Annotated in this window: 25 protein-coding genes and 1 tRNA gene; 13 read left to right on the forward strand and 13 right to left on the reverse strand. The window is 64.8% G+C overall.

Going from position 1 to position 25,308, the window contains the following annotated elements; genetic code table 11:
* Nucleotides 1-249: 249 nt before the first annotated feature.
* Nucleotides 250-2,088: a M3 family oligoendopeptidase gene (locus ABID26_RS06480; RefSeq protein ID WP_292342734.1), complete on the reverse strand. Its 1,839-nt coding sequence runs from the start codon at nucleotides 2,086-2,088 to the stop codon at nucleotides 250-252.
* Between the two features lie 144 nt (nucleotides 2,089-2,232).
* On the opposite strand from ABID26_RS06480, the gene ABID26_RS06485 reads away from it, so the two are divergent.
* The 3 genes from ABID26_RS06485 to ABID26_RS06495 all read left to right on the forward strand — a co-directional run bounded on the left by ABID26_RS06485 (nucleotide 2,233) and on the right by ABID26_RS06495 (nucleotide 6,162).
* Nucleotides 2,233-3,774 (forward strand): sigma-54-dependent transcriptional regulator, encoded by a 1,542-nt coding sequence (locus tag ABID26_RS06485; protein WP_292342733.1) that lies wholly within the window; start codon nucleotides 2,233-2,235, stop codon nucleotides 3,772-3,774.
* 378 nt (nucleotides 3,775-4,152) lie between these two features.
* Nucleotides 4,153-6,000 (forward strand): DUF882 domain-containing protein, encoded by a 1,848-nt coding sequence (locus tag ABID26_RS06490; protein WP_292342732.1) that lies wholly within the window; start codon nucleotides 4,153-4,155, stop codon nucleotides 5,998-6,000.
* Between the two features lie 88 nt (nucleotides 6,001-6,088).
* Nucleotides 6,089-6,162: transfer RNA gene (locus ABID26_RS06495), tRNA-Gln, on the forward strand.
* 49 nt (nucleotides 6,163-6,211) lie between these two features.
* On the opposite strand, the gene ABID26_RS06500 is transcribed toward ABID26_RS06495, so the two are convergent.
* Complete coding sequence (locus ABID26_RS06500) at nucleotides 6,212-7,105, reverse strand: AraC family transcriptional regulator (protein WP_354414564.1); 894 nt, start codon at nucleotides 7,103-7,105, stop codon at nucleotides 6,212-6,214.
* 185 nt (nucleotides 7,106-7,290) lie between these two features.
* Between ABID26_RS06500 and ABID26_RS06505 the strand changes: the two genes are divergently transcribed.
* On the forward strand, nucleotides 7,291-8,052 hold the full coding sequence (locus ABID26_RS06505) for an SDR family oxidoreductase (protein WP_354414566.1): 762 nt from the start codon (nucleotides 7,291-7,293) through the stop codon (nucleotides 8,050-8,052).
* Nucleotide 8,053: 1 nt separating this feature from the next.
* Here ABID26_RS06505 and ABID26_RS06510 read toward each other — a convergent pair whose 3' ends face one another.
* Entirely contained in the window at nucleotides 8,054-8,692 is a 639-nt protein-coding gene (locus ABID26_RS06510) for a 2-dehydro-3-deoxy-phosphogluconate aldolase (protein ID WP_354414568.1), read from the reverse strand.
* Nucleotides 8,693-8,852: 160 nt separating this feature from the next.
* Here ABID26_RS06510 and trhO point away from each other — a divergent pair, with 160 nt between their 5' ends.
* Nucleotides 8,853-9,782, forward strand: a complete 930-nt coding sequence (gene trhO, locus ABID26_RS06515) for an oxygen-dependent tRNA uridine(34) hydroxylase TrhO (protein WP_354415033.1) — start codon at nucleotides 8,853-8,855, stop codon at nucleotides 9,780-9,782.
* On the opposite strand, the gene ABID26_RS06520 is transcribed toward trhO, so the two are convergent.
* Nucleotides 9,779-10,141 carry a YybH family protein gene (locus ABID26_RS06520; protein WP_354414570.1) on the reverse strand — a complete coding sequence of 121 codons (363 nt, stop codon included), beginning with the start codon at nucleotides 10,139-10,141 and terminating at the stop codon, nucleotides 9,779-9,781. The two genes, trhO and ABID26_RS06520, sit on opposite strands and share 4 nt — an antisense overlap.
* 197 nt (nucleotides 10,142-10,338) lie before the next feature.
* Between ABID26_RS06520 and ABID26_RS06525 the strand changes: the two genes are divergently transcribed.
* Together ABID26_RS06525 and ABID26_RS06530 are read left to right on the forward strand one after the other, a co-directional pair.
* A complete protein-coding gene (locus ABID26_RS06525; RefSeq protein WP_354414572.1) occupies nucleotides 10,339-11,052 on the forward strand; it encodes a tellurite resistance TerB family protein in 714 nt (237 codons plus the stop codon).
* Between the two features lie 258 nt (nucleotides 11,053-11,310).
* A complete protein-coding gene (locus ABID26_RS06530; RefSeq protein WP_292339105.1) occupies nucleotides 11,311-12,072 on the forward strand; it encodes an SDR family oxidoreductase in 762 nt (253 codons plus the stop codon).
* 12 nt (nucleotides 12,073-12,084) lie between these two features.
* Here the strand turns inward: ABID26_RS06530 and ABID26_RS06535 are convergent, their stop codons facing one another.
* The gene (locus ABID26_RS06535) at nucleotides 12,085-13,269 is read right to left on the reverse strand and encodes a pyridoxal phosphate-dependent aminotransferase (protein ID WP_354414575.1); all 1,185 of its coding nucleotides are present in this window, start codon (nucleotides 13,267-13,269) and stop codon (nucleotides 12,085-12,087) included.
* A gap of 59 nt (nucleotides 13,270-13,328) precedes the next feature.
* Here ABID26_RS06535 and ABID26_RS06540 point away from each other — a divergent pair, with 59 nt between their 5' ends.
* The 4 genes from ABID26_RS06540 (at nucleotide 13,329) to denD (ending at nucleotide 16,362) form a co-directional block, all read left to right on the forward strand.
* A complete protein-coding gene (locus ABID26_RS06540; protein ID WP_354414578.1) occupies nucleotides 13,329-14,057 on the forward strand; it encodes a GNAT family N-acetyltransferase in 729 nt (242 codons plus the stop codon).
* An 87-nt stretch (nucleotides 14,058-14,144) separates the two neighbouring features.
* Entirely contained in the window at nucleotides 14,145-15,134 is a 990-nt protein-coding gene (locus ABID26_RS06545) for a cation diffusion facilitator family transporter (RefSeq protein WP_354414579.1), read from the forward strand.
* A 45-nt stretch (nucleotides 15,135-15,179) separates the two neighbouring features.
* Nucleotides 15,180-15,386, forward strand: a complete 207-nt coding sequence (locus ABID26_RS06550) for a hypothetical protein (RefSeq protein ID WP_126098065.1) — start codon at nucleotides 15,180-15,182, stop codon at nucleotides 15,384-15,386.
* A 1-nt stretch (nucleotide 15,387) separates the two neighbouring features.
* Nucleotides 15,388-16,362 (forward strand): D-erythronate dehydrogenase, encoded by a 975-nt coding sequence (gene denD, locus ABID26_RS06555; protein WP_354414582.1) that lies wholly within the window; start codon nucleotides 15,388-15,390, stop codon nucleotides 16,360-16,362.
* Between the two features lie 184 nt (nucleotides 16,363-16,546).
* Here the strand turns inward: denD and ABID26_RS06560 are convergent, their stop codons facing one another.
* From ABID26_RS06560 to ABID26_RS06575, 4 genes are all read right to left on the reverse strand, one after another.
* Nucleotides 16,547-17,743, reverse strand: a complete 1,197-nt coding sequence (locus ABID26_RS06560; RefSeq protein WP_354414584.1) for a nickel/cobalt transporter — start codon at nucleotides 17,741-17,743, stop codon at nucleotides 16,547-16,549.
* A gap of 6 nt (nucleotides 17,744-17,749) precedes the next feature.
* On the reverse strand, nucleotides 17,750-18,418 hold the full coding sequence (locus ABID26_RS06565) for a DUF1007 family protein (protein ID WP_354414587.1): 669 nt from the start codon (nucleotides 18,416-18,418) through the stop codon (nucleotides 17,750-17,752).
* Nucleotides 18,419-18,506: 88 nt separating this feature from the next.
* Nucleotides 18,507-19,406 (reverse strand): LysR family transcriptional regulator, encoded by a 900-nt coding sequence (locus tag ABID26_RS06570; protein WP_126098069.1) that lies wholly within the window; start codon nucleotides 19,404-19,406, stop codon nucleotides 18,507-18,509.
* A 2-nt stretch (nucleotides 19,407-19,408) separates the two neighbouring features.
* Nucleotides 19,409-20,608 (reverse strand): amidase, encoded by a 1,200-nt coding sequence (locus ABID26_RS06575; protein ID WP_292339111.1) that lies wholly within the window; start codon nucleotides 20,606-20,608, stop codon nucleotides 19,409-19,411.
* A gap of 537 nt (nucleotides 20,609-21,145) precedes the next feature.
* Here ABID26_RS06575 and odc2 point away from each other — a divergent pair.
* Nucleotides 21,146-22,279 carry an ornithine/lysine decarboxylase gene (gene odc2 / locus ABID26_RS06580; RefSeq protein ID WP_292300682.1) on the forward strand — a complete coding sequence of 378 codons (1,134 nt, stop codon included), beginning with the start codon at nucleotides 21,146-21,148 and terminating at the stop codon, nucleotides 22,277-22,279.
* A gap of 221 nt (nucleotides 22,280-22,500) precedes the next feature.
* Complete coding sequence (locus ABID26_RS06585; protein ID WP_292342842.1) at nucleotides 22,501-23,106, forward strand: GNAT family N-acetyltransferase; 606 nt, start codon at nucleotides 22,501-22,503, stop codon at nucleotides 23,104-23,106.
* 65 nt (nucleotides 23,107-23,171) lie between these two features.
* On the opposite strand, the gene ABID26_RS06590 is transcribed toward ABID26_RS06585, so the two are convergent.
* From ABID26_RS06590 to ABID26_RS06605, 4 genes are all read right to left on the reverse strand, one after another.
* Nucleotides 23,172-23,456 carry an SCP2 sterol-binding domain-containing protein gene (locus ABID26_RS06590; protein ID WP_292302697.1) on the reverse strand — a complete coding sequence of 95 codons (285 nt, stop codon included), beginning with the start codon at nucleotides 23,454-23,456 and terminating at the stop codon, nucleotides 23,172-23,174.
* 215 nt (nucleotides 23,457-23,671) lie between these two features.
* The gene (locus ABID26_RS06595) at nucleotides 23,672-24,193 is read right to left on the reverse strand and encodes a hypothetical protein (RefSeq protein WP_292302698.1); all 522 of its coding nucleotides are present in this window, start codon (nucleotides 24,191-24,193) and stop codon (nucleotides 23,672-23,674) included.
* A gap of 31 nt (nucleotides 24,194-24,224) precedes the next feature.
* Nucleotides 24,225-24,647 (reverse strand): hypothetical protein, encoded by a 423-nt coding sequence (locus ABID26_RS06600; RefSeq protein WP_059184443.1) that lies wholly within the window; start codon nucleotides 24,645-24,647, stop codon nucleotides 24,225-24,227.
* Nucleotides 24,648-24,655: 8 nt separating this feature from the next.
* Entirely contained in the window at nucleotides 24,656-25,225 is a 570-nt protein-coding gene (locus tag ABID26_RS06605) for a rod-binding protein (protein ID WP_292302699.1), read from the reverse strand.
* Between the last annotated feature and the right edge of the window lie 83 nt (nucleotides 25,226-25,308).

Here is a 25,308-nt window from a genome sequence, read left to right on the forward strand (position 1 = left end):
CTTGGCTCTCCTCCGGCTATGGCCGACGGCCGTCATCGCATCCGCCGAAGCGCCGCCAAGGCCGTCTCTGGCCTTGGCGATGCGTCCGGCTGAGCTTGGGGCGGGACGCTATCATATGGCCTGCGGAAAGCTAATTGAAAAATGCGGCGCAGAGTTATTGAAGAACAGGTATTTAGGGCAAGAATAGAGCGCCGCGAATATGCGTTTCGGCTAAATTGTTCCGACCCATGCCGCCGCGCGAAACGCCCGTCATTTGTCGAGCGCCTCCAGCTCGTCGATCAGGGCGCCGATCACGCCAAGGCCGATCTGCCAGAAGGCAGGGTCGGTGGCGTCGAGGCCGAAGGGCGCCAGAAGCTCCGAGTGATGCTTGGTGCCGCCGGCGCGCAGCATCTCGAAATACTTCTCCTGAAAGCCGCGCTCGGCGTTCTGATAGACGGCATAGAGGGAGTTCACCAGGCAGTCGCCGAAGGCATACGCGTAGACGTAGAAGGGCGAGTGGATGAAATGCGGGATGTAGGTCCAGAAGACCTCATAGCCATCGCGCAGCTTGATCGCCGGTCCCAGGCTCTCCGCCTGCACCTCCAGCCAGAACTGGCCGAGCCTGTCGGAGGTGAGCTCGCCGTTGCGGCGCTCGGCATGCACCTTGCGCTCGAACTCGTAGAAGGCGATCTGGCGAACGACGGTGTTGATCATGTCCTCGACCTTCTGGGCGAGCATCGCCTTGCGCTCGCGCTTGTCGGCGGTCTGGTCGAGCAGCGAGCGGAAGGTCAGCATCTCGCCGAAGACGGAAGCCGTCTCGGCCAGCGTCAACGGCGTCGAGGCCATCAGCGCGCCCTGGCCGGCCGCCAGCACCTGGTGCACGCCATGGCCGAGCTCGTGCGCCAGCGTCATCACATCGCGCGGCTTGCCCATGTAGTTGAGCAGCACGTAAGGGTGCGCCGACGGCACGGTCGGATGGGCGAAGGCGCCAGGCGATTTGCCGGGCCGCACCGGCGCATCGATCCAGCTGCGGTCGAAGAAGGCCCGCGCGATTTCCGCCATGTCGGGCGAAAAGCGCTGGTAGGCCGACAACACCGTGTCCCTGGCGTCGTCCCAGCGGATCACCGCCTGCGGGGTCTCGGGCAGCGGCGCGTTGCGGTCCCAGTGGTTCATCACCTCCATGCCGAGCCAGCGCGCCTTCATCGCATAGTAGCGATGCGACAGGCGCGGATAGGCCTCGCGCACGGCGGCCGCCAGCGCGTCGACCACGCCGCGTTCGACGCGGTTGGCGAGATGGCGTGAATCGGCGATGTCCTCGAAGCCGCGCCACCGGTCGGAAATCTCCTTGTCCTTGGCGAGCGTGTTGGTGATGAGGGTGAAGGTCCGCAGGTTCTTGCGAAAGGTCGCGGCGAGCGCCTCGGAGGCGCGGCGGCGCACTTCGCCGTCCGAGTCCTGCAACCGGTTCAGCGCCGGCTCCAGAGTCAGCTCCTCGCCGTCGACATCGAAGCGCAGGTCGGTCATCGTCTCGTCGAACAGGCGGTTCCAGGCGCCGCGTCCGGTGACCGACTTTTCATGGAACAACTGCTCGACCCGATCCTCGAGCTGGTAGGGCTTGTCCTTCCTGAGGTCGAGCACCCACGGACGGTAATGGGCCAAGGTCGCGTCGGCCGCAAGCGCGGCTTCGATCACCGCGTCGTCGATCAGGTTGAGCTCGAGCGCGAAGAACAAAAGATGCGCGCTGGCATCGGTCATCTTCTCCTGGACGTCGCCATAGAGCTTGGCGCGCTGCGGATCGGCGGTGTTGCCGGCATAGACCAGCCCGGCATAGGAGACGATGCGGCCGATCAGTTCCTCCAGCGCCTCATAGGCCGTCAGCGCTTCGCCGAGCCGACCGGCGCCGCCGCGCTCGGCCTCGGCGGCCAACGTGCCCTTCCAGCGGGCCTCGAAGGCAATGGCGTCGCTTGCCGCCCGGGCGATGTCGCGCTTCAGCTCCGGCGCTTCCATGCCGGAATAGAGATCGGCAAGATTCCATTCCGGTAGATCGCCAAGCTCCGCCGCGCCCTGACCAGACGCTGGCGCCGCAAGCCGCCGACCAAACATCATGCGCATCAAAATACCTTCCAGGACCAATGGGAAAGAAGAAGCCGGTCAAATCCTAAGGAATTCGTTCACCGGGTTTTTTGAAACCTTATTTAGAACCCTGTGCCAAGATGATCCATGGGGATTTCTTAGGGCCGGGCAGCCAACACAGTCATGACAGGTTCCATACTCATAGTCGATGACGATCCCGTGCAGCGCAGGCTGCTCGAGGCGGCGGTGACGAAATTCGGCCACAGCGCCATCGTCACGGATGGCGGCGAGGCAGGCCTCGATGTGCTCGACGGACCGAACGCCCGCGATGTGTCGGTCGTCATCCTCGACCTCGTCATGCCCGGTCTCGACGGCATCGGTGTGCTGAAGGCGATGCGCGAGCGCGCCATCAACCTGCCGGTCATCGTGCAGACCGCGCAGGGCGGCATCGAGACCGTTGTCTCGGCCATGCGCCACGGCGCATTCGATTTCGTCGTCAAGCCGGCCTCGCCCGACCGGCTGCAGGCGTCGATTTCCAATGCTCTGAAGGTCGAGGCGGTCGAGGACGAGATGAAGCGCACGTCGCGGCGGCGCGGCGGCCATCTGACCTTCAAGGACCTGATCACCCGCAGCCCGGCGATGGACCGGGTGATCCGCCTCGGGCAAAAGGCGGCGGCCTCCAACATCCCGATCCTGATCGAAGGCGAGTCCGGCGTCGGCAAGGAGCTGGTGGCGCGCGCCATCCAGGGCAGCGGCGACCGCCGCTCGAAACCCTTCGTCACCGTCAATTGCGGCGCCATTCCCGACAACCTCGTCGAATCGATCCTGTTCGGCCACGAGAAGGGCTCGTTTACCGGCGCCACCGACAAGCACACCGGCAAATTCGTCGAGGCGCATTCGGGCACGCTGTTTCTTGACGAAATCGGCGACCTGCCGCTCGACGTCCAGGTCAAGCTGCTGCGCGCCGTGCAGGAGGGAGAGGTCGACCCGGTCGGCGGCCGTTCGACCGTCAAGGTCGATATCCGGCTGATCTCGGCGACGCACCGCAACCTGTTGCAGCAGGTCAAGGACGGCAAATTCCGCGAAGACCTGTTCTACCGGCTCAACGTCTATCCGATCTTCGTGCCGCCGTTGCGCGACCGGCGTGACGATATCCCCTATCTGGTCAGGCACTTTATGGAAAAGGTGGCGCCGGCCGATCCGCGCCACCGCCTCGCCGGCATATCGGCCAAGGCGCTGGCGATGCTGCAGGCCTATGACTGGCCCGGCAACATCCGCCAGCTCGAAAATGCCGTGTTCAGGGCGTCCGTGCTCGCCGAAGGCGAATTGCTGACCGAAGAGGAATTTCCGCAAATCCGAGCGCAGGTCGAAGGCACGGTAAAGCTGGATGCCGAGCCGGCATTGGCCGCTGAGGGAGTCGCGGCCGAGCCGCAGCCGGCCGACCAGGCCGCTGCCAACGGGGCAGGGGCTGTTTTGCCCGAGAGCGAGGCCCCGGCGCGGCTGCAGCCCCGCTTCGGCACGCTGAGAGCCTTGGACGAACGTGGCAATGTGCGCGCGCTGGCCGATGTCGAACTCGAGATGATCAAGCTTGCGATCGACCACTATAACGGCCAGATGAGCGAAGTGGCGCGCCGCCTCGGCATCGGCCGCTCCACGCTCTACCGCAAGTTGAAGGAATATGGCATTGATCCCGAAGCGGGCCGCCTTGACCGGCTCGCTTCCTGAGACGCGAGCCCTACCCAGCCTGCCAGCTTAAAATTCGAGTCAAATTGTCGCTTTTCGGCCCGCAAGGCGCTGTTTTTCAGCGGCTTGCGCGCCGGCGATCACGCATTAAGGCTAACGGTAACAGATCGTGTTTCGGCCTGCGCCGAATTCTCGATCTAAACCAGTGATTTACCACGAAATGCGGTGCATCATTTTTGACGGGATATCGCCACGGTGTTACCGCATTTCGGCTTCAATAAGCGATGATTAACCATTAGGATCGATATTCGGATGTGAGAACCACGCATCCGTTTGGGCAAATCCGGGGACAAACGGCAGCCTGCAAGGCCTTTTGATTTGAACCAAGTCGAACGACACACAAACGGGCGGCATTTTCACATGAGCGTCTGGCCGAGGTGGCTGACGTTTGTGATTTTGGCCGTCGCGTTCCTCTCGGCAGCCGTCTCCGGCGCGAAGGCCGAAAGCCGTTCGCTGAAGCTCTACCATCTGCACACGCACGAAAAGGCCGAGATCGTCTACAAGCGCAATGGCCGCTACGATCCGGAAGGCCTGCGCAAGATCAACATCATCCTGCGCGACTGGCGCCGCAACGAGCCGACCAAGATGGATCCGCGGCTGCTCGATCTGGTGTGGGAGGCCTATCGGCAAAGCGGAGCGACAGACTATATCCAGGTGGTCTGCGGCTATCGCTCGCCGTCGACCAATGCGATGCTGCGCAGCCGCAGCCGCGGCGTCGCCGAGAAAAGCCAGCACATGCTCGGCAAGGCGATGGACTTCTACATTCCCGGCGTGCCGCTGAAGAAGCTGCGCAATATCGGACTCAAGATGCAGGGCGGCGGCGTCGGCTACTATCCGAGTTCGGGTTCTCCGTTCGTCCACATGGATGTCGGCAATGTGCGCCACTGGCCGGGCATCAGCCGCCAGGAACTGGTCAGCCTGTTCCCGAACGGCAAGACGCTGCATGTGCCGAGCGACGGCCGGCCGCTCCCGGGCTATGAGCAGGCGGTGGCCGCCTACAAGGCGCGCAAGGGCGCAGGCACTCCCAATATCGAGCTGGCCAGCGCCGGCGGTTCGACCAAGCGGTCCGGCGGGCTGCTTGCGGCCTGGTTTGGCGGCGGCGACGACGAGGCCGACGACAGCGCCGACGTCGCGAGCGCCGAACCCGCGCCGCAGCCAAAGGCTGTGAAGCAGGTGGCGGCGGCCAAGAGCAGCAACCGGCCGGGCATCGCGATCGTCGCGCCGCAGGACGCCAAGCGCGCCAACATTCCGCAGATCGCGGACGACAGCACCGACGATTCGCAACCGCAGCAGGATACGCCTGAGACCATTATCGCCGCGCTGCCGCCGAAGGAGATTCCGCTGCCTGCTTTCGCGCCGAGGCCGAAGGCCGACGTCGGACAGCAGACGCCTGAGAATGTGCCGTTCGCCACGGCGGATGCCTCGGCCACGACCGAGCAGGCGGTGACGACGGCGCATGCGCCGGTCAATGTGCCGTTCGGCATGGCTGATGCCGCCGGCGCGGCACAAGCCGCAGCCGACCCCGCGCAGGTGGCGGTCAACAACATCCCGCTGCCGACCTGGCGCCCCGATCGCTCGACGCCGGCCGAACTCGCCTCCAAGGACAAGAACGTGCTTCTGGCGCTGGCGGAAACGGCCGCGCAGGACAAGAGCGCCACCGATGCCTTCTCGGTGCTGCCGACGGCGCGGCCCGACACGGGCAAGCAGGACGAAATCAAGGCAGTGCTTGAACAGGCAAGCGCAACCACCACTGCCGGCGCGGGCGAGGCCGAATATGAGGTCGCGTCGTTGACAGAGCCGCAACCGCGCTCGGCGTTCAACGATCCGTCGGGCCTCGATGCGGCTTCGCCGCGCGAGGCCATCGCCGCCCGTCCGGCCGGCACCGATCCGGCGCAGGCGATCGGCGCCGGTGTGAAGACGACGCGCAAGGAGTCCAGGGCTTCCGCCAACGACCTGCGGCCCGGGCCGAAGGCGATGGTGGTGGCGACGCCGCCGCAGGCAGCGCGCTGGGCCCTGGGCAGCGGCGAGAACATCGCCACCGTTTCCGACCCGACGACGGCGCCGCGCTATGCCTACAACATCGTGCATACGCCGCCGAGCGAGGTCTACACGGCCGGCTTCCAGACGGACCCCCAGACGCCGGATGCAAGCCGGTTTACCGGCAACGCCGTGAAGTTCCTTTCCGTCGCCCGCTTCCAGACGAAATAGCCAGCCTGCCGCTGCCGCAAAAGCCGCGTTGGGCAATAGCGCGGCTTTTGCTTTTTCGTCCATGGCGGCATATTTGACCCCCCGGCCATCCCGCTTCGTCTAATGGTAGGACAGCGCCCTTTGAAGGCGTGAATCGTGGTTCGAATCCATGAGCGGGAACCAGTCAGCGTCGGCAGAGCCGGCCGGGTTTTTTCACGTCGCTCGAGGCGGCTCAGTCAATTTCCAGCGTCGGCGCTTCGCCCCTCGCCAACAGCCGCGCGGCGTCGCGCGCGGGGGGCAAGCCGAACTGGCGCGCATATTCCCGGCTGAACTGGGATGCGCTTTCGTAGCCGACGGTGAAGGCGACACGCGCGGCGTTGCCCGGCTGCGCGATCAGCAGATGGCGGGCCTCCAGCAGACGGACCTGCTTCTGATACTGGATCGGACTCATGGCTGTCGCTGCCTTGAAGTGGCGATGAAACGCGGCGTTGCTCATATGGGCGAGCGCGGCCAGCTCCGTCACATCGATCGGCTCGTTGTAGTGCGCCCGTATCCATTGGGTGGCACGGCGGATCTGCGACAGGCGTCCGTCGGCGCGCGCGAGCTGGCGCAGCTTTGCGCCTTGCGGACCTTGCAGCAGCCGAAACGCTATCTCCCGCTCGAGCATCGGAGCGAGCACGGGGATCTCGTCGGATCTGTCGAGCAGCCGCAGCATCCGGCGCCATGCGTCGAGCAGCTCGTCATCGGCGGGGTAGGTCGCGAAACTGTCGCCGCCGGCCGCCGGCCTGTGGTCGATAAGCAATGTTGCGATCACCTCGATATCGAGAGCGAAAGCAATGGCCAGATAGGGGCGGGCGGCGCTCGCCTCGATCAGCTGGCTGGTGCCGGGTGTCTCGACCGCATAGACGAAGCAGCTGCCGGCGCCGTAGCGAAGCGTGCGGTCGCCGATCAGCACCGATTTCGCGCCCTGCAGCACAAACAAGGCGGTCGGCTGACAAAGCTCGGGCAGCGGCGGCGTTGGAACTTCGCTGCGGCCGATGGTGACGCGAGGGACAGCCGTCCTTGTCCGCCGTCCATGCGCGTGGCGGCTGGCGATCGCGATCAATTCCTGCAGCGCCTGGTTCATCGGTTCAGCATTGCCGATCCGCGCGAACCGCGCAACGCGCCAGCGCGCACCCTGGTGACGCGCCAGCGCGCGCCTGAGACGCGGAAGCGCGCACCTGAGAGAATTAGGCAAGAGCATGAGAGCTTTCGGCGCGCGAAGCCGGCCGGTTCACGTCATCTCTAGGTCACCGAAAAGGAGACATGGATATGACGACACGGAGGAACGCGCTGGTGACCGGCGCCAACAAGGGCATCGGCCTAGAGACCGCGCGGCGACTGGGGGCGCTTGGGTTCAAAGTCTGGCTCGGCGCCAGGGATGCCAAGCGCGGCCAGGCCGCGGCGGAAGCGTTGCGCGGCGAAGGCTTCGACGTCGAGTGGCTCGAGCTCGACGTCGCCAGCGACGAGAGCGTGGCGGCCGCGGCCAAGACTGTCGCGGCGCAGACAGCCGGCCTCGACGTGCTGGTCAACAATGCCGGCGTCGCCCCCGGCTATGTCGACGCGCTCGGCCCGGACGGACGCTATGAGCGGCCGCCGAGCCGGGAAGGCGTCGCGGACATGAAAGCCACTTATGACGTCAACGTCTTCGGCCCGGTTCGCGTCACCCAGGCGTTCCTGCCGTTGCTCCTGGCATCGCCCGCTGCCCGCATCGTCATGCTGAGCAGCTATCTCGGGTCAATCGCACGCGCGGTTGGTGCTGGACTTGGCGAGAGCCAGTCACCGAATGTCATGGGCTATGGCAGCTCCAAGACGGCGCTCAATGCCATCACTGTGGCTTTCGCCAGGGAACTTGCGCCGCGCGGCATCATGGTGAACGCCGCCGCTCCCGGCTACACCGCGACGGATCTCAACGGGCACAGAGGTCGCCGTACGGTGCAGCAGGCGGCCGAGATCGTCGTGCGCCTCGCAACGCTCGATGCGGGCGGACCGACCGGCGGCTATTTCGATGAGAACGGTCCGCTGCCCTGGTGAATTATTTGGCGAGCTTGCTGGCCTCGCGCGCGAGCGCTTCGATCTCATCCCACTTGCCGGCCTTGATGAGATCGTCCGGAGCCACCCAGGAGCCGCCAACGCAAATGACGTTGGCCAGGCTCAAGTAATCGGCGGCGTTCTTGCCGGTGATGCCGCCGGTCGGGCAGAATTTCACGTCGGCGAGCGGCGAGGCAAAGGCTTTCAGCGAGGCGATGCCGCCGGACTGCTCGGCCGGGAAGAATTTCAGAAAGCGCAGGCCGGCTTCGCGCGCGACCATGATCTCGCCGGGCGTGATGGCGCCGGGCAAAAGCGGCACGGGGCTGTCCTTCGCCGCGTCCAGAAGCTGGCTGGTGATGCCGGGGCTGACGATGAATTTCGAGCCGGCGCGTGCCGCCTCGTCGAACTGCTTGGCATCGAGAATCGTGCCGGCGCCGACGATTGCGTCCTCGACCTCGGCCGCGACGCGGCGGATCGCCTCCAAGGCGTCGGCGGTGCGCAGCGTGATCTCGATCGCCGGCAGGCCGCCGCGCGAAAGCGCGCGGGCAAGCGGCACGGCGTCGGCCACGTTGGCGATCTTGAGCACCGGAATGACTGGCTGGCCGTTGAGGAGCGACAGGAGCTTTTCGGTCTTGCTGGTCATTGGCTTGTCTCTCCGTTCCGATCGATTTCAACCGATTAGCAGAAGGGGTACCCCAAGTCCACGAAGGCAGGCGTGTCGCGATGTCACGCAGTGGATCGCCGCGCCGGCCAGAATTTCCTCTGCCTTGAAACCGCTTTCAGCACGGTCTAGTGGCATGGGCATGACAACAGCCAAGGAAAATCAGCCAATCCGCGTCGCGGCGCTCTACAAATTCGCGCGGCTCGACGGGTACGAGGCCTTGCGCGCGCCACTCGCCGCCTTCTGCCGCGGGCGCGGCATTAAGGGCACGCTGCTTCTGGCGCATGAAGGTATCAACGGTACCGTCGCCGGCAGCGAGGAGGCGATTGCGGCGCTGATCGATCACCTTCAGACGATCGAAGGGCTTGCCGGCATCGAGGTCAAATACAGCGCCGCCGCCGACATGCCGTTCCACCGCATGAAGGTGCGGCTGAAGCGCGAGATCGTCACCATGGGCGTCGACAATCTCGACCCTGCGACCGGCGCCGGCACCTACGTCGCGCCGGCCGATTGGAATGCGCTGATCTCGGATACCGACACATTGGTCATCGACACGCGCAACGCCTACGAGGTGTCGATCGGCACCTTCAAGGGTGCGGTCGATCCGAAAACCGCCAGCTTCCGCGAGTTTCCGGTCTGGATCGAGCAGCACCGCGAGGAGCTCGAAGGCCGCAAGGTCGCGATGTTCTGCACGGGCGGCATACGCTGCGAGAAGGCGACGGCTTACGTGAAGTCGCTGGGCTTCAAGAACGTGTTCCATCTCCAGGGCGGCATCCTGAAATATCTCGAAGAAGTACCGGCCGACGAGAGCCTGTGGCAGGGTGAGTGCTTCGTTTTCGACGAGCGGGTGTCGGTGTCGCATGGGCTTGCCGAAGGCGGAGCCGAGCTCTGCCGCGCCTGCCGGCATCCGCTCACCGCCGAGGACCGGCTGTCGGCCAAATATGCGGTCGGCGTTTCATGCCCGCATTGCTTCGAAGCGCGCTCGGACGAGGACCGCGCCCGCTATGCCGAGCGCCATCGCCAGGTGGAGCTGGCGCAAATGCGGGGCAGCAAACGCCATATCGGAAGCTAAAACGCGACGGAATAACGATCGATCGCCCACAGCCATGTCCCGTCACTCTGCCGGCGGGCGACCTCAGCTGTAATGCTGCCATCGGGCAGTTTCGTCGAGGTGAGCGCCAGATCGCCCTTGACGAGGGCGGGGCGCTGCTCGCCGCGCTGGAATTTGCGACCCGTGGCGAAGCTTTGCTCGAAAAGCTCGCGGATCGCCTCGCGGCCGCGGATCCATTCGCCGGCACCGCTGTCGACCACCGCGTCCGGCTCGAAGAGCGCCAGCATCCCCTCGATATCGCCGGCCCATTGCCGTTCGATCAGCATGCGCTCGAGATCCTGGGGATCGCGCGCCGGTTCGCGGCTGGCTGCATCCGACATTCAAGTTGCTCCTTCGGGAATGCCTGTCGATCTTAGCCGAAGCGCCGGTTGCTTTCGACACATGGCTTCCGTTCCAATGCCGGCATCAGGCCAAAACAGTTCGCCCGTCATTGTAATGTCAGCGCGCGGGGCCTACGTCATGCCGGTCCGAAACCCCCGCCCGGGCGCATTCGGCCGGGCCAATTCTGGAGGCATTGATGATCGACCCCAAGAAGCTGCTCGACGACCTTCTCGGCTCGCAAATTCCTGGCACGGGATCGACCGTTCGCGACAAGGCGGGGCAAGCGGTGCAGATGGCGAAGGACAATCCGCTCGCCGCCGGCGCGCTGGCCGCCGTGCTGCTCGGCACAGGTACCGGGCGGCAGGTGACGGGAGCGGCCATCAAGCTCGGTGGTTTGGCCGCGATCGGCGGCCTCGCCTACAAGGCCTACCAGAACTACAAGAACGGCGCCGAGCCGGCGCAGAAGCCTGCGGCAGGCGAGCCGGAATTGCTGCCGCCGCCGGCCGACACAGCTTTCCATCCCTCGCAAGCGCCGCAGGGCGAGGCCGAATTCACGCTGACGCTTGTGCGGGCGATGATCTCGGCGGCCAAGGCGGACGGCCATGTCGACGATGAGGAGCGGCAGAAGATCGCCGACAAGCTCAAGCTTGCCGGCGTTGGCTCGGAGGCTGAAAAATTCCTGATGGAAGAGCTCGAACGGCCGCTCGACCTCGACACGCTGATCGCGGGCGCCAAGACCGACGCGCAGAAGCTCGAGCTCTACACCGCCTCGCGCCTGACCATCGATCCCGACACCCGCACCGAGCGCGGCTATCTCGACCTGCTCGCCGGCCGGCTCGGGCTGCCCGACGCGCTGGTCGACCATGTCGAGGCGACGGTTTCGGCAGCGAAGGCGCAGGCTGGAGCTTGAACCCGATGACAGCGGGACGAAAAGGCCGCGCCAAGGCGTTAACCTTTCGTTAACCGAGCAAGCGCATGATTCTAATCAGTCGGGCCGGCTTTCCTCCTCCCAAGCGCGGTTCAGATCAGGGCGGTCGCCAATGACCGCCCTTTTTGTCGGCCCCTCCGTTTTGCCGACCCTCCCTTTTTGTTGACAAGAGCTGCTTGCCACGATCTCCATCATTTGCGATGCCTCGTCCTGTTTCAGCAATGACCGGGGAGCGCGTCGATGACCGCCATCACAGAGAGAACCGCGATCGTCACCGGGGCCGGCACCGGCATCGGCAAGAGCGTTGCCACGACGCTGCTCAAGGCAGGCTGGAACACCGTGTTCTGCGGCCGTCGCAAGAAGGTGCTCGAGGAGGCGATCGCCGAGGCTGGCAAGACGGAAGCCAAGGCGCTTGCGGTTGCCTGCGACATCAGCAAAGCCGGCGAGGTCGAGGATATGTTCGAGACCGTAGTGGAGGCGTTCGGGCGCGTCGACCTGCTCTTCAACAATGCCGGCATGGGCTACAAGTCGACGCTGATCGACGAGATCCCGGTCGAGGTGTGGAACGATGTCGTGGGCGTCAACCTCACTGGCTCGTTCCTGTGCGCCCGCGCCGCCTTCGGCGCCATGCGCCGGCAAAAGCCGATGGGCGGCCGCATCATCAACAACGGCTCGGTATCGGCCTATGCACCGCGCCCGGGCTCCGTGCCCTATACGGCGACCAAGCACGCCATCACCGGCCTGACCAAGACGCTCGCGCTCGACGGCCGCCCTTATGACATCGCCTGCGGCCAGATCGACATCGGCAACGCGCTGACCGAGATGGCGCAGCCGATGACGGTCGGCGTGCCGCAGGCCAACGGCTCCATCGCCGCCGAAGCGGTGATGGACGTCCAGCGCGTCGCCGACGCGGTGCTCCACATGGCGAGCCTTCCGCTCGACGCCAATGTGCTGTTCATGACCGTCATGGCGACGAAGATGCCGTTTGTCGGGCGCGGGTGAGGGGCTGAAGCTTTACCTCTTCAAAAACGCCTCGATCCGCTCCAGCGCGCGCAGGATGTTCTCCTCGGAATTCGCGTAGGATAGCCGGATGTAGCCTTCGCCGAGCACGCCGAAGTCGGGACCGCCGATCAGCGCGACGCCGGCATCCTCAAGCAGCGCCGAGGCAAGCTTCTTCGCCTTCCAGCCGGTTTTCGACACATTGGGGAAGGCATAGAAGGCGCCCTTGGGCGTGATGCAGGAAATGCCCGGCAGAGCATTCAGGCCCTCGACCACGATCTTCCTGCGGTTGTCGAAAGCCCGCATCATCTTTTCGACGTCATCCTGCGGGCCGTCTATCGCCGCGATGCCGGCATATTGGCTCGGCGCGTTGACGCAGGACCAGCAGTTGACCGCCAGCTTGCGCACCTTGTCGTAGAGGTGAGCGCCCTTTTCGCCGTTCGGCCAGATCGACCAGCCCATGCGCCAGCCGGTCATCGCCCAGGTCTTCGACCAGCCGTTGAGCAGGATCAGCCGGTCGCGGATTTCCGGAAAATTGAGCAGCGAGCAGTGCGTCTCGCCGTCATAGGTCATGACGTCGTAGATTTCGTCGGACAGGATCGCGACCTCGGGGTGCTTCTCCAGGCCCTTGACGAGCTTTTCGATTTCCGCGCGAGGCGTCACACCGCCGGTCGGATTGGCGGGCGAGTTGAGGATCAGCAGCCTGGTCTTCGGCGTGATCAGCGCCAGCGTCTCTTCCGCCGAGAAGGCAAAGCCGTTCTCCTCGCGGATCGGCACGGGAATGGGCGCCGCGCCGGTGAACTCGATCATCGAGCGATAGATCGGAAAGCCGGGGTCGGGATAAAGGATCTCCGCGCCCGGTTCGCCGAACATCAGGATCGCGGCGAACATGGTCGGCTTGCCGCCGGGCAGGATCATTACGTTTTCGGGCGACACCTCGACGCCGGTGGTGGTCAGCGTGCGGCGCACCACCGCCTCGCGGGTGGCGAGCAGGCCGTTGGCCGGCGTGTAGCCATGATGGCCGTCGCGCAGCGCCTTGATCGCCGCCTCGACGATGTGTTGCGGCGTCTTGAAGTCGGGCTGGCCGATGCCGAGATTGATGATGTCGCGGCCCTGATGGGCAAGCGCGGTGGCTCGCGCGAGCACCGCAAACGCGTTTTCCTCGCCGAGACGGTCGAAGGCCGCGATCGTGTGGAGCATTTTTCCCGTCCCTGTGGTTCTTTCTGTGGGCGAGCGTTTTTGTGAGCGTCTCTTCCAAAATGTCAAACGGATTGGAGTTCCCGGTGTCGGAAAATATTGAGGCGTCGGAAAATCTCAAAGATTGGCGGCCGCGCCCGCGTCCGGAACGCAAGGTGCTCGAAGGCCGCACCGTCAGGCTCGAGCCGTTGAGCGCGGCAAAGCACGGCGGCGGGCTCTACGAGGCGTCCTCGGTGCCGGACGCCGGCGGCCGCTTCGCCTGGCTGCCCGACTACCCGCCGGAAACCCGTGCCGCTTTCCAGCCGTGGCTGGACAAGGTCGAGGCGAGCGAGGATCCGCTGTTCTTCGCCGTCATCGACAAGGCGAGCGGCAAGGTCGCCGGGCGCCAGACGCTGATGCGCATCGATGCCAATAACGGCGTCATCGAGATCGGCAACATCTATTGGGGGCCGCTGATCTCGCGCAAGCCGCAGGCTACCGAAGCGCAGTTCCTGTTCACGAAATATGCCTTCGACGAGCTCGGCTATCGCCGCTACGAATGGAAATGCAACAACCGCAACGAGCCGTCGAAGCGCGCGGCGGAACGTTTCGGCTTCAAGTTCGAAGGCATTTTCCGCCAGCATCTTGTGGTAAAGGGCGAAAACCGCGATACGGCATGGTATTCGATCATCGACAAGGAGTGGCCGGCGCTGCGCAAGGCCTATGAGGCCTGGCTCGATCCGGCGAATTTCGATGGCGAGGGCCGCCAGAAGCGGCGGCTCGAGGATTTCCGCGCCGAGTTCGGCGCGTAAACCATGATCCCGAAAAGGGGGAACCGGTTTTTGCTGCGCTGACCTCCGGTTCGGACAAGATCATGGTCAGTAAACAGGAGTTGCGCAATGGCGCACGATCATGCTTCACATGGGCACGTTCCGCATGGCCATAGCCACGGCGCCGGCCATGTGCACGGCTCGACCGACAAGAAGCGGGTGCTGATCGCGGCCTGCCTGACCGGCGGCTTCATGGTCGCCGAAGCGCTCGGCGGCCTCATCACCGGGTCGCTGGCGCTGCTTGCGGACGCCGGCCACATGCTGGCGGATTCGATCGCGCTCGGGCTCGCCTGGTATGCCTTCCATCTCGCCGGCCGGCCGGCCACGGGTCGTCTCACCTACGGCTTCGGCCGCGTGAAGACGCTGGTCGCCTACACCAACGGCATCGCCATTTTCGTTATCGCGCTGTGGATCGTCTACGAGGCCTGGGGACGGCTGATGCACCCGGCTCCGGTGCTGGGCGGACCGATGCTGGTGGTGGCGGTCACCGGCTTGCTGGTCAACATCGCCGCTTTCTTCGTGCTCAATGGCGGCGATCGCGGAAGCCTGAACATGCGCGGCGCCATACTGCATGTGCTTGGCGATTTGCTTGGCTCGGCGGCGGCAATAGCGGCGGCGGTCGTCATCCTCGCAACCGGCTGGACGCCGATCGATCCAATCCTCTCCGTGCTGGTGGCGCTGCTGATCCTGTCGACGGCGTGGTCGCTGATGCGCGAGGCCGCCCATGTGTTGCTCGAAGGTGTGCCGGCAAGCCTCGACCGCGACCTGATCGCCAAGGATATTGAAGCCACGGTCAAGGGGGTGCGCGAGGTGCATCACATGCATGTCTGGTCGCTGGACGGCACCAGCAACATGGCGACGCTGCACGCCTGCCTTAATGACGGCGTCGACCCGCATATGGCGGTGAGCGCCATCAAGAAGCGGCTTGCCGCCGAGCACGGCATCGACCATGCAACGGTGGAGCCCGAGTTCGGACTGTGCGCCGACAGCCATGACGAGCACGACCATCACCACGATCATGCGCATGACGCGCCTCGCGATCGCCGGCACTATCACTGAGCCGGCAATGAGCTTGAAGAGCCTCGGATCGAGGGACGGCGCCTGATGGATCGCGAGACGCGTAGCGCGGCGATCGCCGCGGCCTGTATACTACTGCTCTTCGGGCTCGCCGCCTATTTCCTGCCAACCATAATGCTGGCTGTCGGCAAGGTTTCGACAGTGCTCGCCGCCATCGTCGCCGCAATCTTCATGCTGGCGTTGTTCGTCGTCTTCTGGTTGCGCGGACGCAGCCAGCGCAAGAAAGGTCGCTGAAATGAGAATTCTGATCACCGGCGCCGCCGGCATGGTTGGCCGCAAACTGACCGCAAGGCTGGCCAAGGACGGTGTGCTGCGCGGGTGTAAAATCACGGCGATCGATTTGCACGATATCGTGGCGCCGCAGGCGCCGGCGCTCGCAGGCGTCGATGTCTCGATCCATACCGGCGACCTTTCCGCGCCCGGCGCGACGGCTAAGCTCGTCGCTTCCCATCCGGATGTGATCTTCCATCTGGCCGGCATCGTGTCCGGCGAGGCGGAAGCCAATTTCGACCTCGGCTACCGCGTCAATCTCGACGGCACGCGCGCGCTGTTCGACGCCGTGCGGCTGGCGGGCTTTGCGCCGCGCCTCGTCTTCACCTCGTCGATCGCCGTGTTCGGCGCGCCGTTCCCCGATGTCATCCCGGACGAGTTCCATCCGACGCCGCTCACTTCCTATGGCACGCAGAAGCTGATCAGCGAGGCACTGCTCGCCGACTACTCGCGGCGCGGCTTCTTCGACGGCATCGGCATCCGGCTGCCCACCATCTGCGTGCGGCCGGGCAAGCCGAACAAGGCGGCTTCGAGCTTCTTCTCCGGGATCATCCGCGAGCCGCTCAGCGGGCAAGAGGCGATCCTGCCGGTGCCGCGCTCGGTGCTGCACACGCATGCCAGCCCACGCTCGGCGGTGAATTTCCTGATCCATACGGCAGAGATCGACGGCGACAAGGTCGGGCCGCGCCGCAACCTCACAATGCCCGGTGTCGCCGTGACCGTCGGCGAGCAGATTGAGGCGCTGGAACGCATCGCCGGACCCGAGGTGGTGAAGCGGATCCGCGAACAGCCAGACGAAACGATCTGGGCGATCGTCAAAGGCTGGCCGACGCGGTTCGAGGCGCGCCGCTCGCGGGAACTGGGTTTTGTCGCCGAGAAGAATTTCGACGAGATCATCCGCGCTCATATCGAGGATGAGCTGGGCGGAAAGGTATATTGATATTCAGGTGATGCCGGCCTGCGAATGGCGGCTTCCTGCGCTTCCGGCCTTCGCCGGCCGAAGCCATTTTTGAGAGTGGCGTGGCAGTTAAGGCTACGGCCGGCGTAGGCCGGTTCTCGGAAACCACCATTCTCGGCTCGGCCTGACCTGAATCTCAACACACCTTGGCGAGCCAGCCTTAAAATCAGGCGCCGCCCGTCAGGCTGGCCGACAAAAGCAGCAGGCCGACCAGGAATATGAAGGCCGCGCCGCCGATCTCGACGATCGAATGGATACGGTTGCCGAGGCGTCCGTCGCCGGCGAAATAGACCGCCCAATTCTTCGCCGTCACCGCGAGCGTCGCGAGCGCCGAGACCGTGATCGCGGTGCCGATCGACATCGCCAGCACCGACAGCAGGCCACCCATCCAGAGCCCGTTGAGGAGCGCAAAGCTCAGCACGATCAGCGCGCCGGAGCAGGGGCGGATGCCAACGGCGGCCACCGCCGACCAGGCGGTCTTCCAGTCGAAGCGGTCGCCCGAAAGCAGCGCCGGGTCCGGAGCATGCGAATGGCCGCAGGTCTCGCAGACTTCTCCCGGACCATGGTCGTGATGATGATGCCCAGCGTGATCATGGTCGTGCGCCGCGTGGTCGTGATGATGGTGATCGTGCGCGCTGTGATCCTGTGTCTCGTGGCTGCGCGCATGCGAATGTGCCGCATGAGTATGCGTCGAATGCGAATGAGTGTGGGAATGGCTCGCGTGGGAATGCGCGCCAGCGTGCGAGTGCCCGCCATGCGAATGGCCGGCGTGCGCCGCCGACAGGCTGTAGGCGGGCGCCCTGCCGAGCCGACGCAGGATCGACGGACCGAGCTTGCGCCACAAAAGCCACGCGCCGAACAACGTGACCAGCACATAGCTCGAGATTTCCAGGAACCATGCAGCATCGGTCATCGACACGGCGGTGCCGCGCAGCACGAAATAGGCAAGCACCATGACGACGACCGCGGTGAAGCCCTGCAGCAGCGCGGAGACGAAGGACAGCATGATGCCGCGCTTCAGCGCCACTTCGTTGGCGACCATGTAGGACGAGATCACCGCCTTGCCGTGGCCGGGGCCGGCGGCGTGGAAGATGCCATAGGCGAAAGAAAGCCCGACCAGCAGCCAGAGCTTGCTGCCGTCCTGGCGCATCGCCTTCATGGCGGCGGCCAGCGAATGGTAGAATTCCTGCTGCCTCAGATTGATCCACATCAGGATATGGGCGAACGGGCCGGAGGTGCTGGGCGCCATGCCGTCATTGGTGCCGATGCCGAGCGAGCTCTGGGCATGGGCGACGCCGGGCAGATGGGTAAGCACCAGGGTGGCGACCAAAAGGCCGAGCGCCAAGCGCAGCGATGGTTTCATCACCGGTTATCCTTCTGGCGGGCAGGTCAGTTCGAGCTTGGTGGCGAAGATCTTGCTCATGTCAGTGCCCGTCGGATCGTTGAAGAACGCGTCCGTCAGGGTCTTCTGGTTTTCCTTGATCGCTTCGTCCGGATCGGGACGGATGACCTTCTTGGTGCAGTTCGAGGGCAGGCCTTCAACGGTGAGGTTGGCGTCGTCGGTGAAGTCGATCGCCGTATAGAAGGTCGGATCGTAAACGCCGATATCGATCTTGCCGGCCAGCTTGATCGGCGCCTTCGGCTGCGATTCGAACAGGATGATCAGCTGGTCGTTGTCGAAGTTGGCCATCAGATGCGGCGGCGGGACCATGGGCACGTCCTTGCCGTCCTGAGTGACGAGCTGGAAGTAGTTGAACTCGGCCAGCGAGGAATGGACGGTGTCGGCCACTTCCTTGAGCTCTTTGTCGTCAAGCTTCAGATCGGAGTTCTTGTCGAACTCCATCATCACAGTACTCGAAAAAAGATCGTCGAAGCGCCAAAGGTGGCGCAGCGCCGTCACACTTTGGTGATCCTCGCTGAGGATGACGTCGAGGCGGGCTTCGGCGAAGACGTGGGGATGCACCTCGGCCGGCTCGACCGCGGCAAATGTCAGCGCTGCGGCCGAAGCCAGCATGGTTGCTTGCCGTTTCAGGTGCATTCCGGGCCGCGATTCCATCAACTTTGGGAGTGGCCCCCGAGAGTTATCAGAAAGGGGGCGAAATTGGGACCGCGAGCCTCCCGGTCGGTCACGCTGCGTCGCGCGTCCTGAACCAGTGCACCAGGAAATCGACGAAGACGCGGACCTTGGCGGGCAGGTAGCGGCGGTGCGGATAGACAGCGAAGATGCCGCTGCCCGAGAGAATACGGTCGTCGAGCACCGTTACCAGCCGGCCGCTGGATAGATCGGGCGCGGCGATGAAATCCGGCAGGATGGTGAAGCCCAGGCCCGAGACGGCTGCGGCTCTCGCCGCCATCGGACTGTTCACCTCGATCGGACCCGAGACGGTGACGCTGACCGAATCCTCGCCGTCGCCCTTGAAGCGCCAGTTGGCTAAAGAGCGGCCATTGGTGTCGACGATGCAGGGCATGTTGGAAAGATCCTGCGGGCGCGTCGGCATGCCATGCTTTGCGATCAGCTCGGGCGACGCGCAAAGCTTGATCGAAAACGGCCCCAGGCGCCTGGCGATCAGCGAGGAGTTCTCCAGCCGCGAAATGCGCACGGCGACATCGAAGCCTTCCTCGACCAGATCGACGAAGCGGTCGTCGAGATGGATGTCGAGCACGATGTCTGGATGCTGCTTGGCGAAGTCGATCAATGACTGGCCGATCGGCGCGTCGGCGAAGGTGCGCGCCGCCGAAAGCTTGATCCGGCCGCGCACGTCGCCGGAGGATTCGCGCACTGCGTCGGCCAGGCTGTCGACCTCGCGCACGATTTCGGAGGCGCGCTGATAATAGGTGTGGCCGGCTTCGGTCAGCGAGAACTGCCTGGTGGTGCGGTTCAACAGCAGCGCGCCGAGCTCGTCCTCCAACTCGCGCACATATTTCGACAGCAGCGCCTTCGAGCGGCCGATCTTGCGCGCGGCGGCCGAGAAGCCTTCCGCCTCGACTACGTCGATGAAGGCGCGCATGCGGGTCAACGTATCCATGATCAGACCTTTCGTGCCGCGTCGAGAATCCTGCGGCCGAGGCGTATCAAAGCGACGTCGCTGCCGGAAGGGCCCAGCAGCGACAGGCCGAAGGGCGCGCCGTCGACAGAACCGAGCGGCAAGGTGATTTGCGGGAAACCCGACAGGCCGGCCAGGCACAACAGATGCAGCGCCCTTTCGCGATAGGCCTGGAACTGTTCCGGTGTGCTTGCGGCGAGCGGCGCTGCGCCTGGAACGGTCGGCAGAACGAGAAACCCGTTGTCGCCGAGCAGGGCGCCCAATTCGGCGCGGAAAGCGGATCGGCGTGCCGTCTCGGCGGCAACCGTGCCGGCATCGATCGTGCGGCCGAAGCCGAAACGCTCGTCGACGCCAGGGCCAAGGCCGTGGTTGCCCGCCGAGATCCAGCCGCCATGAACCTGCCAGGCCTCATAGGCCTGCAGCCGGCGAAAGCACCAGTACAGATCGTCCGGAAGAGAGGCGAAGGCGTATTCGGTCTCGGTCGGCACGCCGACGACGGTGGCGGCCAGTGTCTTCATGCGGTCATATTCGGCGGCCTCGGCCGGGCCGGCGACGAAGGCGTCCAGCCAGCGGATCGACAGCGGGCGGTTGAGCGGATGCTGATGCGGATCGCGTCCGAGCAAAAGTTTGCCGACCGCTTCGTAGGTCTCGATGTCGCCGGCGAACCAGCCGAAGGTGTCGAAGCTCGGCGCGAGCTTCATCGCGCCGTCGAGCGAGATGCGGCCGTGGCTGGTGCGCAGCCCGATCAGGCCGCAGAAGCTCGCCGGCGCGCGGATCGAGCCGCCGGTATCGGAGCCGATGGCGATGTCGGCAAGGCCGCCTGCGACTGCAGATGCCGATCCCGAGGAGGAGCCGCCGGTCACGCGGTTTGGAGCGGCCGCGTTCACCGGGAACGCGAAATGCGAATTCTGGCCGAACAGCGAGAAGGCAAGCTCGTCGGTCTGCGTCTTGCCGACGAATTGCGCGCCGGCATCGAGAATCACCTGCACGGCCTCGGCCGTCTGCGAGGCGGCGTGCGCCTCATCGAACTTGCGCGGGTTGCCGCAACCGGTGCGGTAGCCGGCGATGTCGTAAATGTCCTTGACCGCAAGGCGCAGGCCGGCAAGCGGGCCTATTTCCGCATTTGCCACAGGCATTTGGCGCAGATCGAGGAAGGCGTTGAGAGGGCCGTGAGTGCCTGGCATCGTTCGATTTCCGGATACGGTCCACAAACATTGTTCGATGCCGGAATTTTTACAACCGGCGCTTACGATTTTTATTGATTGTAAAACCCTTCGCTCTTATATCGCGCTTGCCCAAAGTCGCACGTGCCTGTGGGTGTCCGCCGATCCTCGAATGGTGAGGGCAATCGGTAAGGTAACTGGAGCCAACCCCTCCAGTCGGTCAGTGGCCAACCACAAGATCGAGGACACCTTGAAGCAACGACGGTGCGGGCCTTTCTGGTTCTCTTCCGGTCGTCCAAAGACCGGGGTTACTAAAGAGGCACACCTTCATTGCCGGCAGTGCGGATGGTCTCCCATCCAAGCCAAGGCAGACAAAGCGAACCGAGGCCGGGCAAGGCCAAGGTTCATCGCCGCGAGACGGCGGTTCATGGTTCCGGGGTCTCCACCGGCTGGTTCCATGGATTTTCGTCCCGCCTTTGTCCACCGCGTGTTCGCGAGGCCGACGGCCCGTGGCGCGCAGCCTTTGTGCACGCCGCAAGGCGTGATGGAGAGACCGCTATGGCTACTCAGCGCATCCTCGACTTCCTCGCCACCCGACGTCCGAACGGCCCGTGCCTGGTCGTCGACCTCGATGTCGTGCGAGACAATTTCCGCGCCTTCGAGAAGGCGTTGCCCGATTCCAGGATCTACTATGCGGTGAAAGCAAACCCGGCGCCGGAGATCCTGCGCCTGCTTGCTGCGATGGGCTCGTCCTTCGACACCGCATCCGTTGCCGAGGTTGAGATGGCGATGGACGCCGGCGCGCCGGCCGACCGCATTTCCTTCGGCAACACCATCAAGAAGGAGCGCGACATTGCGCGCGCCTATCAGCTCGGCATCCGCCTCTACGCGGTAGACTGCGTCGAAGAGGTCGAGAAGATCGCCCGCGCCGCCCCCGGCTCGCGCGTGTTCTGCCGCGTCCTCACCGACGGCGAGGGCGCCGAATGGCCGCTGTCGCGCAAGTTCGGCTGCGTGCCGGCGATGGCCGTCGACGTGCTGCGCCATGCCAAGGGCCTTGGCCTCGACGCCTATGGCGTGTCGTTCCATGTCGGCTCGCAGCAGACGGACCTCACGGCCTGGGACCGCGCGCTGGGCGACGCCAAGAAGGTGTTCGCGACGCTCGCCGAGGAAGGCATCGTCTTGAAGATGGTCAATATGGGCGGCGGCTTCCCGACCCGTTACCTGAAGGACGTGCCCGCGGCGCAGGCCTATGGCCAGGCCATCTTCTCGGCGCTGCGCAAGCATTTCGGCAACGCGCTGCCCGAGACGATCATCGAGCCGGGCCGCGGCATGGTCGGCAATGCCGGCGTCATCAAGTCGGAAGTCGTGCTGATCTCGAAGAAGGCCGACAACGACAATGTGCGCTGGGTGTTCCTCGACATCGGCAAGTTCGGCGGCCTCGCCGAGACCATGGACGAGGCGATCCGCTACCCGATCGTCACTCGCCATGACGGCTCGGAGAACGCGCCTTGCGTGCTCGCCGGCCCGACCTGCGATTCGGCCGACGTGCTGTACGAGAAGACGCCTTATCCGCTGCCCTTGTCGCTGACCATCGGCGACGAGGTGCTGATCGAAGGCACCGGCGCCTATACGACCACTTACTCGGCGGTCGCCTTCAACGGCTTCGAGCCTCTCCGATCCTACGTGATCTGACCGGTTCGCAAGGACCGCTCAGATCAACCCGAGTGGGTGCCTGTCATCCGCCCGGGCTCGCTTGTGGAACAGATCTCCGCTCGTGAAGGATCGCGGAAATGGACATTGCAGACTTCATCGTTGAGGGCGCCGCGCGCCGGGTAATCTCCCCCCTCGAGGGGGAGATGGCCGCGCAGCGGCCAGAGGGGGTCGGTCCGACCGGGCTCGGCCTGCTGCGGCAGATGGAGATTGGCGCTTCACGCGCGGCGACCCCCTCTGTCGCCTTCGGCGACATCTCCCCCTCGAGGGGGGAGATTGCCCGCGCTTATGTCATCCTCGCCGAAGGCGTGGGCGACGTGGAGGCGCGCGAAGCGTTGCTCGACCGTGCCATGGGGCCGAAGCGCAGGAAGAAGTCGTCCGAGAAGCTGCGGCGCGGCCGCCGGCCCTCGGAAGGCCTGGCCTTCGTCGCGCGCGATCCTTCGGGCGCGGTCGTCGGCACGGTCCGGCTGTGGGATGTGACGCTGGGCGAGAACGGCCCGGCCGCGCTCCTGCTCGGCCCGCTGGCGGTCGAGCCGTCGCTGAAGAGCGGCGGCATCGGCTCGGCGCTGATGCACCACGCGGTCGCCGAGGCCGCGCGGCTTGGCCATGGCGCGATCCTGCTCGTCGGCGATGCGCCCTACTACGGTCGGTTCGGCTTCTCCGCCCGCCGCACCGGCACGCTCGCCATGCCCGGCCCCTATGAGCGGCACCGGCTGCTGGCGCTGGAACTGAAGGATGGCGCGCTCGACGGCGCGAAGGGCACGATCAAGGCCGCCGGCCGCAAGGTCAAGGCGCTCGATTTCGTTTGATCATTGAAAGCCGATGCGGCGCCGTGTCGATGCGGCGCCGCATCGGTCTTGCAAGTGGTGATCTGTCAGCCGAGCAACTGGCTGAGCGCCATGGCGACCGTCATGTCGCCTTCGACCTTCAGCTTGCCGGCCATGAAGGCCATGGTCGGGTTGAGGTCGCCGGCAATCAGCGAGTCGAGGTCGTCGAGCGAAAGCTTGATCGTGCAGTCGGTCGGGGCATCGGCGGTCGAGACGGTCGCGCCGTCGATAACGATGACGCCGTCGCTGCCGGTGTCGAACTTGACCGAGTGCTCGAAGCCCGCGCTTGCCACGCGCGACTTGATCCGGTCGGCAATCTCCTGAACGCCCATGGCTGTTCTCCTCAATCGTTGCGTTTGACGCGCATCGGCTCACGGCCGCTGGGCGGGGCCGCGTCGCGCGGGAGCGCGGTCACGGTCACCAGCGCATATAGCTTCCGGTTGACGTTTACGTCAACGCGGTCGCCATGCGGCATGGTGGCAACCATGCGGCATGGCGGGCCACGTCGGCCCGAGGAAACCGCGGCCAGAAAGCCTCGGGCAGGCGATCAGTGCTGCTTGAAAGCCTTGGTCATTTCCTGGGCCGTCTCGCCGGCATTCTTGCGGCGGCGGATGGCGTTGTCGCGGATTTCGTCCTTGGACAGGAAGTTGACCTGGTCGATCAGCACGTCATGCACCAGCTCGACGCCAACGCGGGCGTTGACGGTGTCGCGGATCGCCTTGCGGAAAGCGTCGAGATCGATCGTCTCCTTCTTGGTGAAATCGATCTGCGGATTGGAATAGAGGTAGGAATAGACCTGGTCGGTGATCAGTGCCGGCGCCGGGATCGACAGTTTCTTTATCTGATCCGGTTCCACCGTGTAGACGAGCTTGGTGAGGAAATAGCCATCGATCCTGGCACCGCGGATGAGCGGCACCGAAATGATATCGGTCTTGACATAGTCGAGGCCGCCCAGCATCGGCTTCGGCGGCTCGCCGACGCCGCGCTCGCCCGCAGCCTGGAAGGAATAGAACACCGCACTGAGTGTGGCGGCGCAGATCCAAAGCGCTGCGGCGATGAACTTGATCACCGGATCCTTCCTTGCGCCATAGTCATCCCATTCAAGCCCGGGCGTATCCGAATTCGCCGGCCGAATAGGTGCCGTCGGTATCGGCGCGCTGGATGGCGTTCTTCAGCAGCGTGGCGACCTCGTTGACGGCATTGAGATGGGCAAGGATAGCCGCTTCGTTCTTCGCCAGCTTCTGCCGCAGCCGCGCCAGCCCCTCGCGATGCTGCTCGAGGAACTCGATCTCGTTGGCGCCCTTCAGGGCCCGGGTCAGTTCGTAGAGATAGCGGCTCTTGCGGGCATTGGAGGCCTTGAGGTCGTAACCGGTTCCGCTGCGGATACCCGCCGTCTCCTCGTCCACCGCTTCCTCGATGCGGCCGATGATGGCGGCGAGGTTGCCTGGCCGCGCGGACGCGGTCGGCGCTTCCGTGGCGGTGGTCCGTGCAGGCAGGTTGGAAAGGTCCGTTTGGTCGGCCATGTAAGTCCCTAGATCTTGGTGTCCGTTTTTATGGTTGTGTCGTCGCCGGTCATCGACCGCGCGACCTTGCGCTCAAGCTCCTCGACCAAGGAGGTCGAAAGCCTGGTCTGCCGGTCGATCTCGGCTTTCTCCGGTCCGCCCCCAACGGGCCCGACCGGCACCTTGTGCTTGCCGTCCAGATAATGGTCGGCAAGCATTGATTTCGCGATGCCGATACCGCCGTGCGCGGCCATCACATCGGCCACCTTTTCGGCAAGCTGCGACTTCCACATGTCGCCGGCCAGCCCCTTGCCGTAAACGCCTTCGGTGTCCTTGGGCATCATGTTCTGGATGAAGGTCGTCAGCACCATCGCCTCAAAGCGCTGGAATTTTTTCGACGGGTTCGCCGCCTCGGCTTTGTCGGCGGTGGCGCGCGACAGCACCGAGCCGGCATCGGCCGTGGCGGCCTGGTCGACAGAGAACGTGCCTGGGGCACCTCCTGCCCTTCTCGCGAGTGCTGCCCGCGCCGCCTCGACATCGGCCGGCTCCGCTGCGCGGGCGACGTCCATCACGATGTCGCTGGGGGGAGAGATAGCCAAGAAAGCGCTGCCTTTTGCCGGGTTTTGTGAGTTGCACAATGACTCAACAAGCTTGTGGCAGGCTTGCGGGAGGCGAAATGCAG

Origin of the sequence: Mesorhizobium shonense, assembly GCF_040545255.1 — a bacterium.
Lineage (GTDB): Bacteria > Pseudomonadota > Alphaproteobacteria > Rhizobiales > Rhizobiaceae > Mesorhizobium > Mesorhizobium shonense.

Bases quoted from the DNA above. Each gene is read 5' to 3' on its own strand.
- ABID26_RS06520 (WP_354414570.1), bottom strand. From the start codon at position 10,141: ATGTCGGATGCAGCCAGCCGCGAACCGGCGCGCGATCCCCAGGATCTC.
- ABID26_RS06540 (WP_354414578.1), top strand. From the start codon at position 13,329: ATGTCAAACGGATTGGAGTTCCCGGTGTCGGAAAATATTGAGGCGTCG.
- ABID26_RS06590 (WP_292302697.1), bottom strand. From the start codon at position 23,456: ATGGGCGTTCAGGAGATTGCCGACCGGATCAAGTCGCGCGTGGCAAGC.
- ABID26_RS06525 (WP_354414572.1), top strand. From the start codon at position 10,339: ATGATCGACCCCAAGAAGCTGCTCGACGACCTTCTCGGCTCGCAAATT.
- ABID26_RS06585 (WP_292342842.1), top strand. From the start codon at position 22,501: ATGGAGATTGGCGCTTCACGCGCGGCGACCCCCTCTGTCGCCTTCGGC.
- ABID26_RS06530 (WP_292339105.1), top strand. From the start codon at position 11,311: ATGACCGCCATCACAGAGAGAACCGCGATCGTCACCGGGGCCGGCACC.
- ABID26_RS06490 (WP_292342732.1), top strand. From the start codon at position 4,153: ATGAGCGTCTGGCCGAGGTGGCTGACGTTTGTGATTTTGGCCGTCGCG.
- ABID26_RS06500 (WP_354414564.1), bottom strand. From the start codon at position 7,105: ATGAACCAGGCGCTGCAGGAATTGATCGCGATCGCCAGCCGCCACGCG.
- ABID26_RS06510 (WP_354414568.1), bottom strand. From the start codon at position 8,692: ATGACCAGCAAGACCGAAAAGCTCCTGTCGCTCCTCAACGGCCAGCCA.
- ABID26_RS06485 (WP_292342733.1), top strand. From the start codon at position 2,233: ATGACAGGTTCCATACTCATAGTCGATGACGATCCCGTGCAGCGCAGG.
- ABID26_RS06535 (WP_354414575.1), bottom strand. From the start codon at position 13,269: ATGCTCCACACGATCGCGGCCTTCGACCGTCTCGGCGAGGAAAACGCG.
- ABID26_RS06575 (WP_292339111.1), bottom strand. From the start codon at position 20,608: ATGCCAGGCACTCACGGCCCTCTCAACGCCTTCCTCGATCTGCGCCAA.
- ABID26_RS06480 (WP_292342734.1), bottom strand. From the start codon at position 2,088: ATGCGCATGATGTTTGGTCGGCGGCTTGCGGCGCCAGCGTCTGGTCAG.
- ABID26_RS06545 (WP_354414579.1), top strand. From the start codon at position 14,145: ATGGCGCACGATCATGCTTCACATGGGCACGTTCCGCATGGCCATAGC.
- trhO (WP_354415033.1), top strand. From the start codon at position 8,853: ATGACAACAGCCAAGGAAAATCAGCCAATCCGCGTCGCGGCGCTCTAC.
- ABID26_RS06565 (WP_354414587.1), bottom strand. From the start codon at position 18,418: ATGCACCTGAAACGGCAAGCAACCATGCTGGCTTCGGCCGCAGCGCTG.
- ABID26_RS06560 (WP_354414584.1), bottom strand. From the start codon at position 17,743: ATGAAACCATCGCTGCGCTTGGCGCTCGGCCTTTTGGTCGCCACCCTG.
- ABID26_RS06550 (WP_126098065.1), top strand. From the start codon at position 15,180: ATGGATCGCGAGACGCGTAGCGCGGCGATCGCCGCGGCCTGTATACTA.
- ABID26_RS06505 (WP_354414566.1), top strand. From the start codon at position 7,291: ATGACGACACGGAGGAACGCGCTGGTGACCGGCGCCAACAAGGGCATC.
- ABID26_RS06600 (WP_059184443.1), bottom strand. From the start codon at position 24,647: ATGGCCGACCAAACGGACCTTTCCAACCTGCCTGCACGGACCACCGCC.
- ABID26_RS06570 (WP_126098069.1), bottom strand. From the start codon at position 19,406: ATGGATACGTTGACCCGCATGCGCGCCTTCATCGACGTAGTCGAGGCG.
- denD (WP_354414582.1), top strand. From the start codon at position 15,388: ATGAGAATTCTGATCACCGGCGCCGCCGGCATGGTTGGCCGCAAACTG.
- odc2 (WP_292300682.1), top strand. From the start codon at position 21,146: ATGGCTACTCAGCGCATCCTCGACTTCCTCGCCACCCGACGTCCGAAC.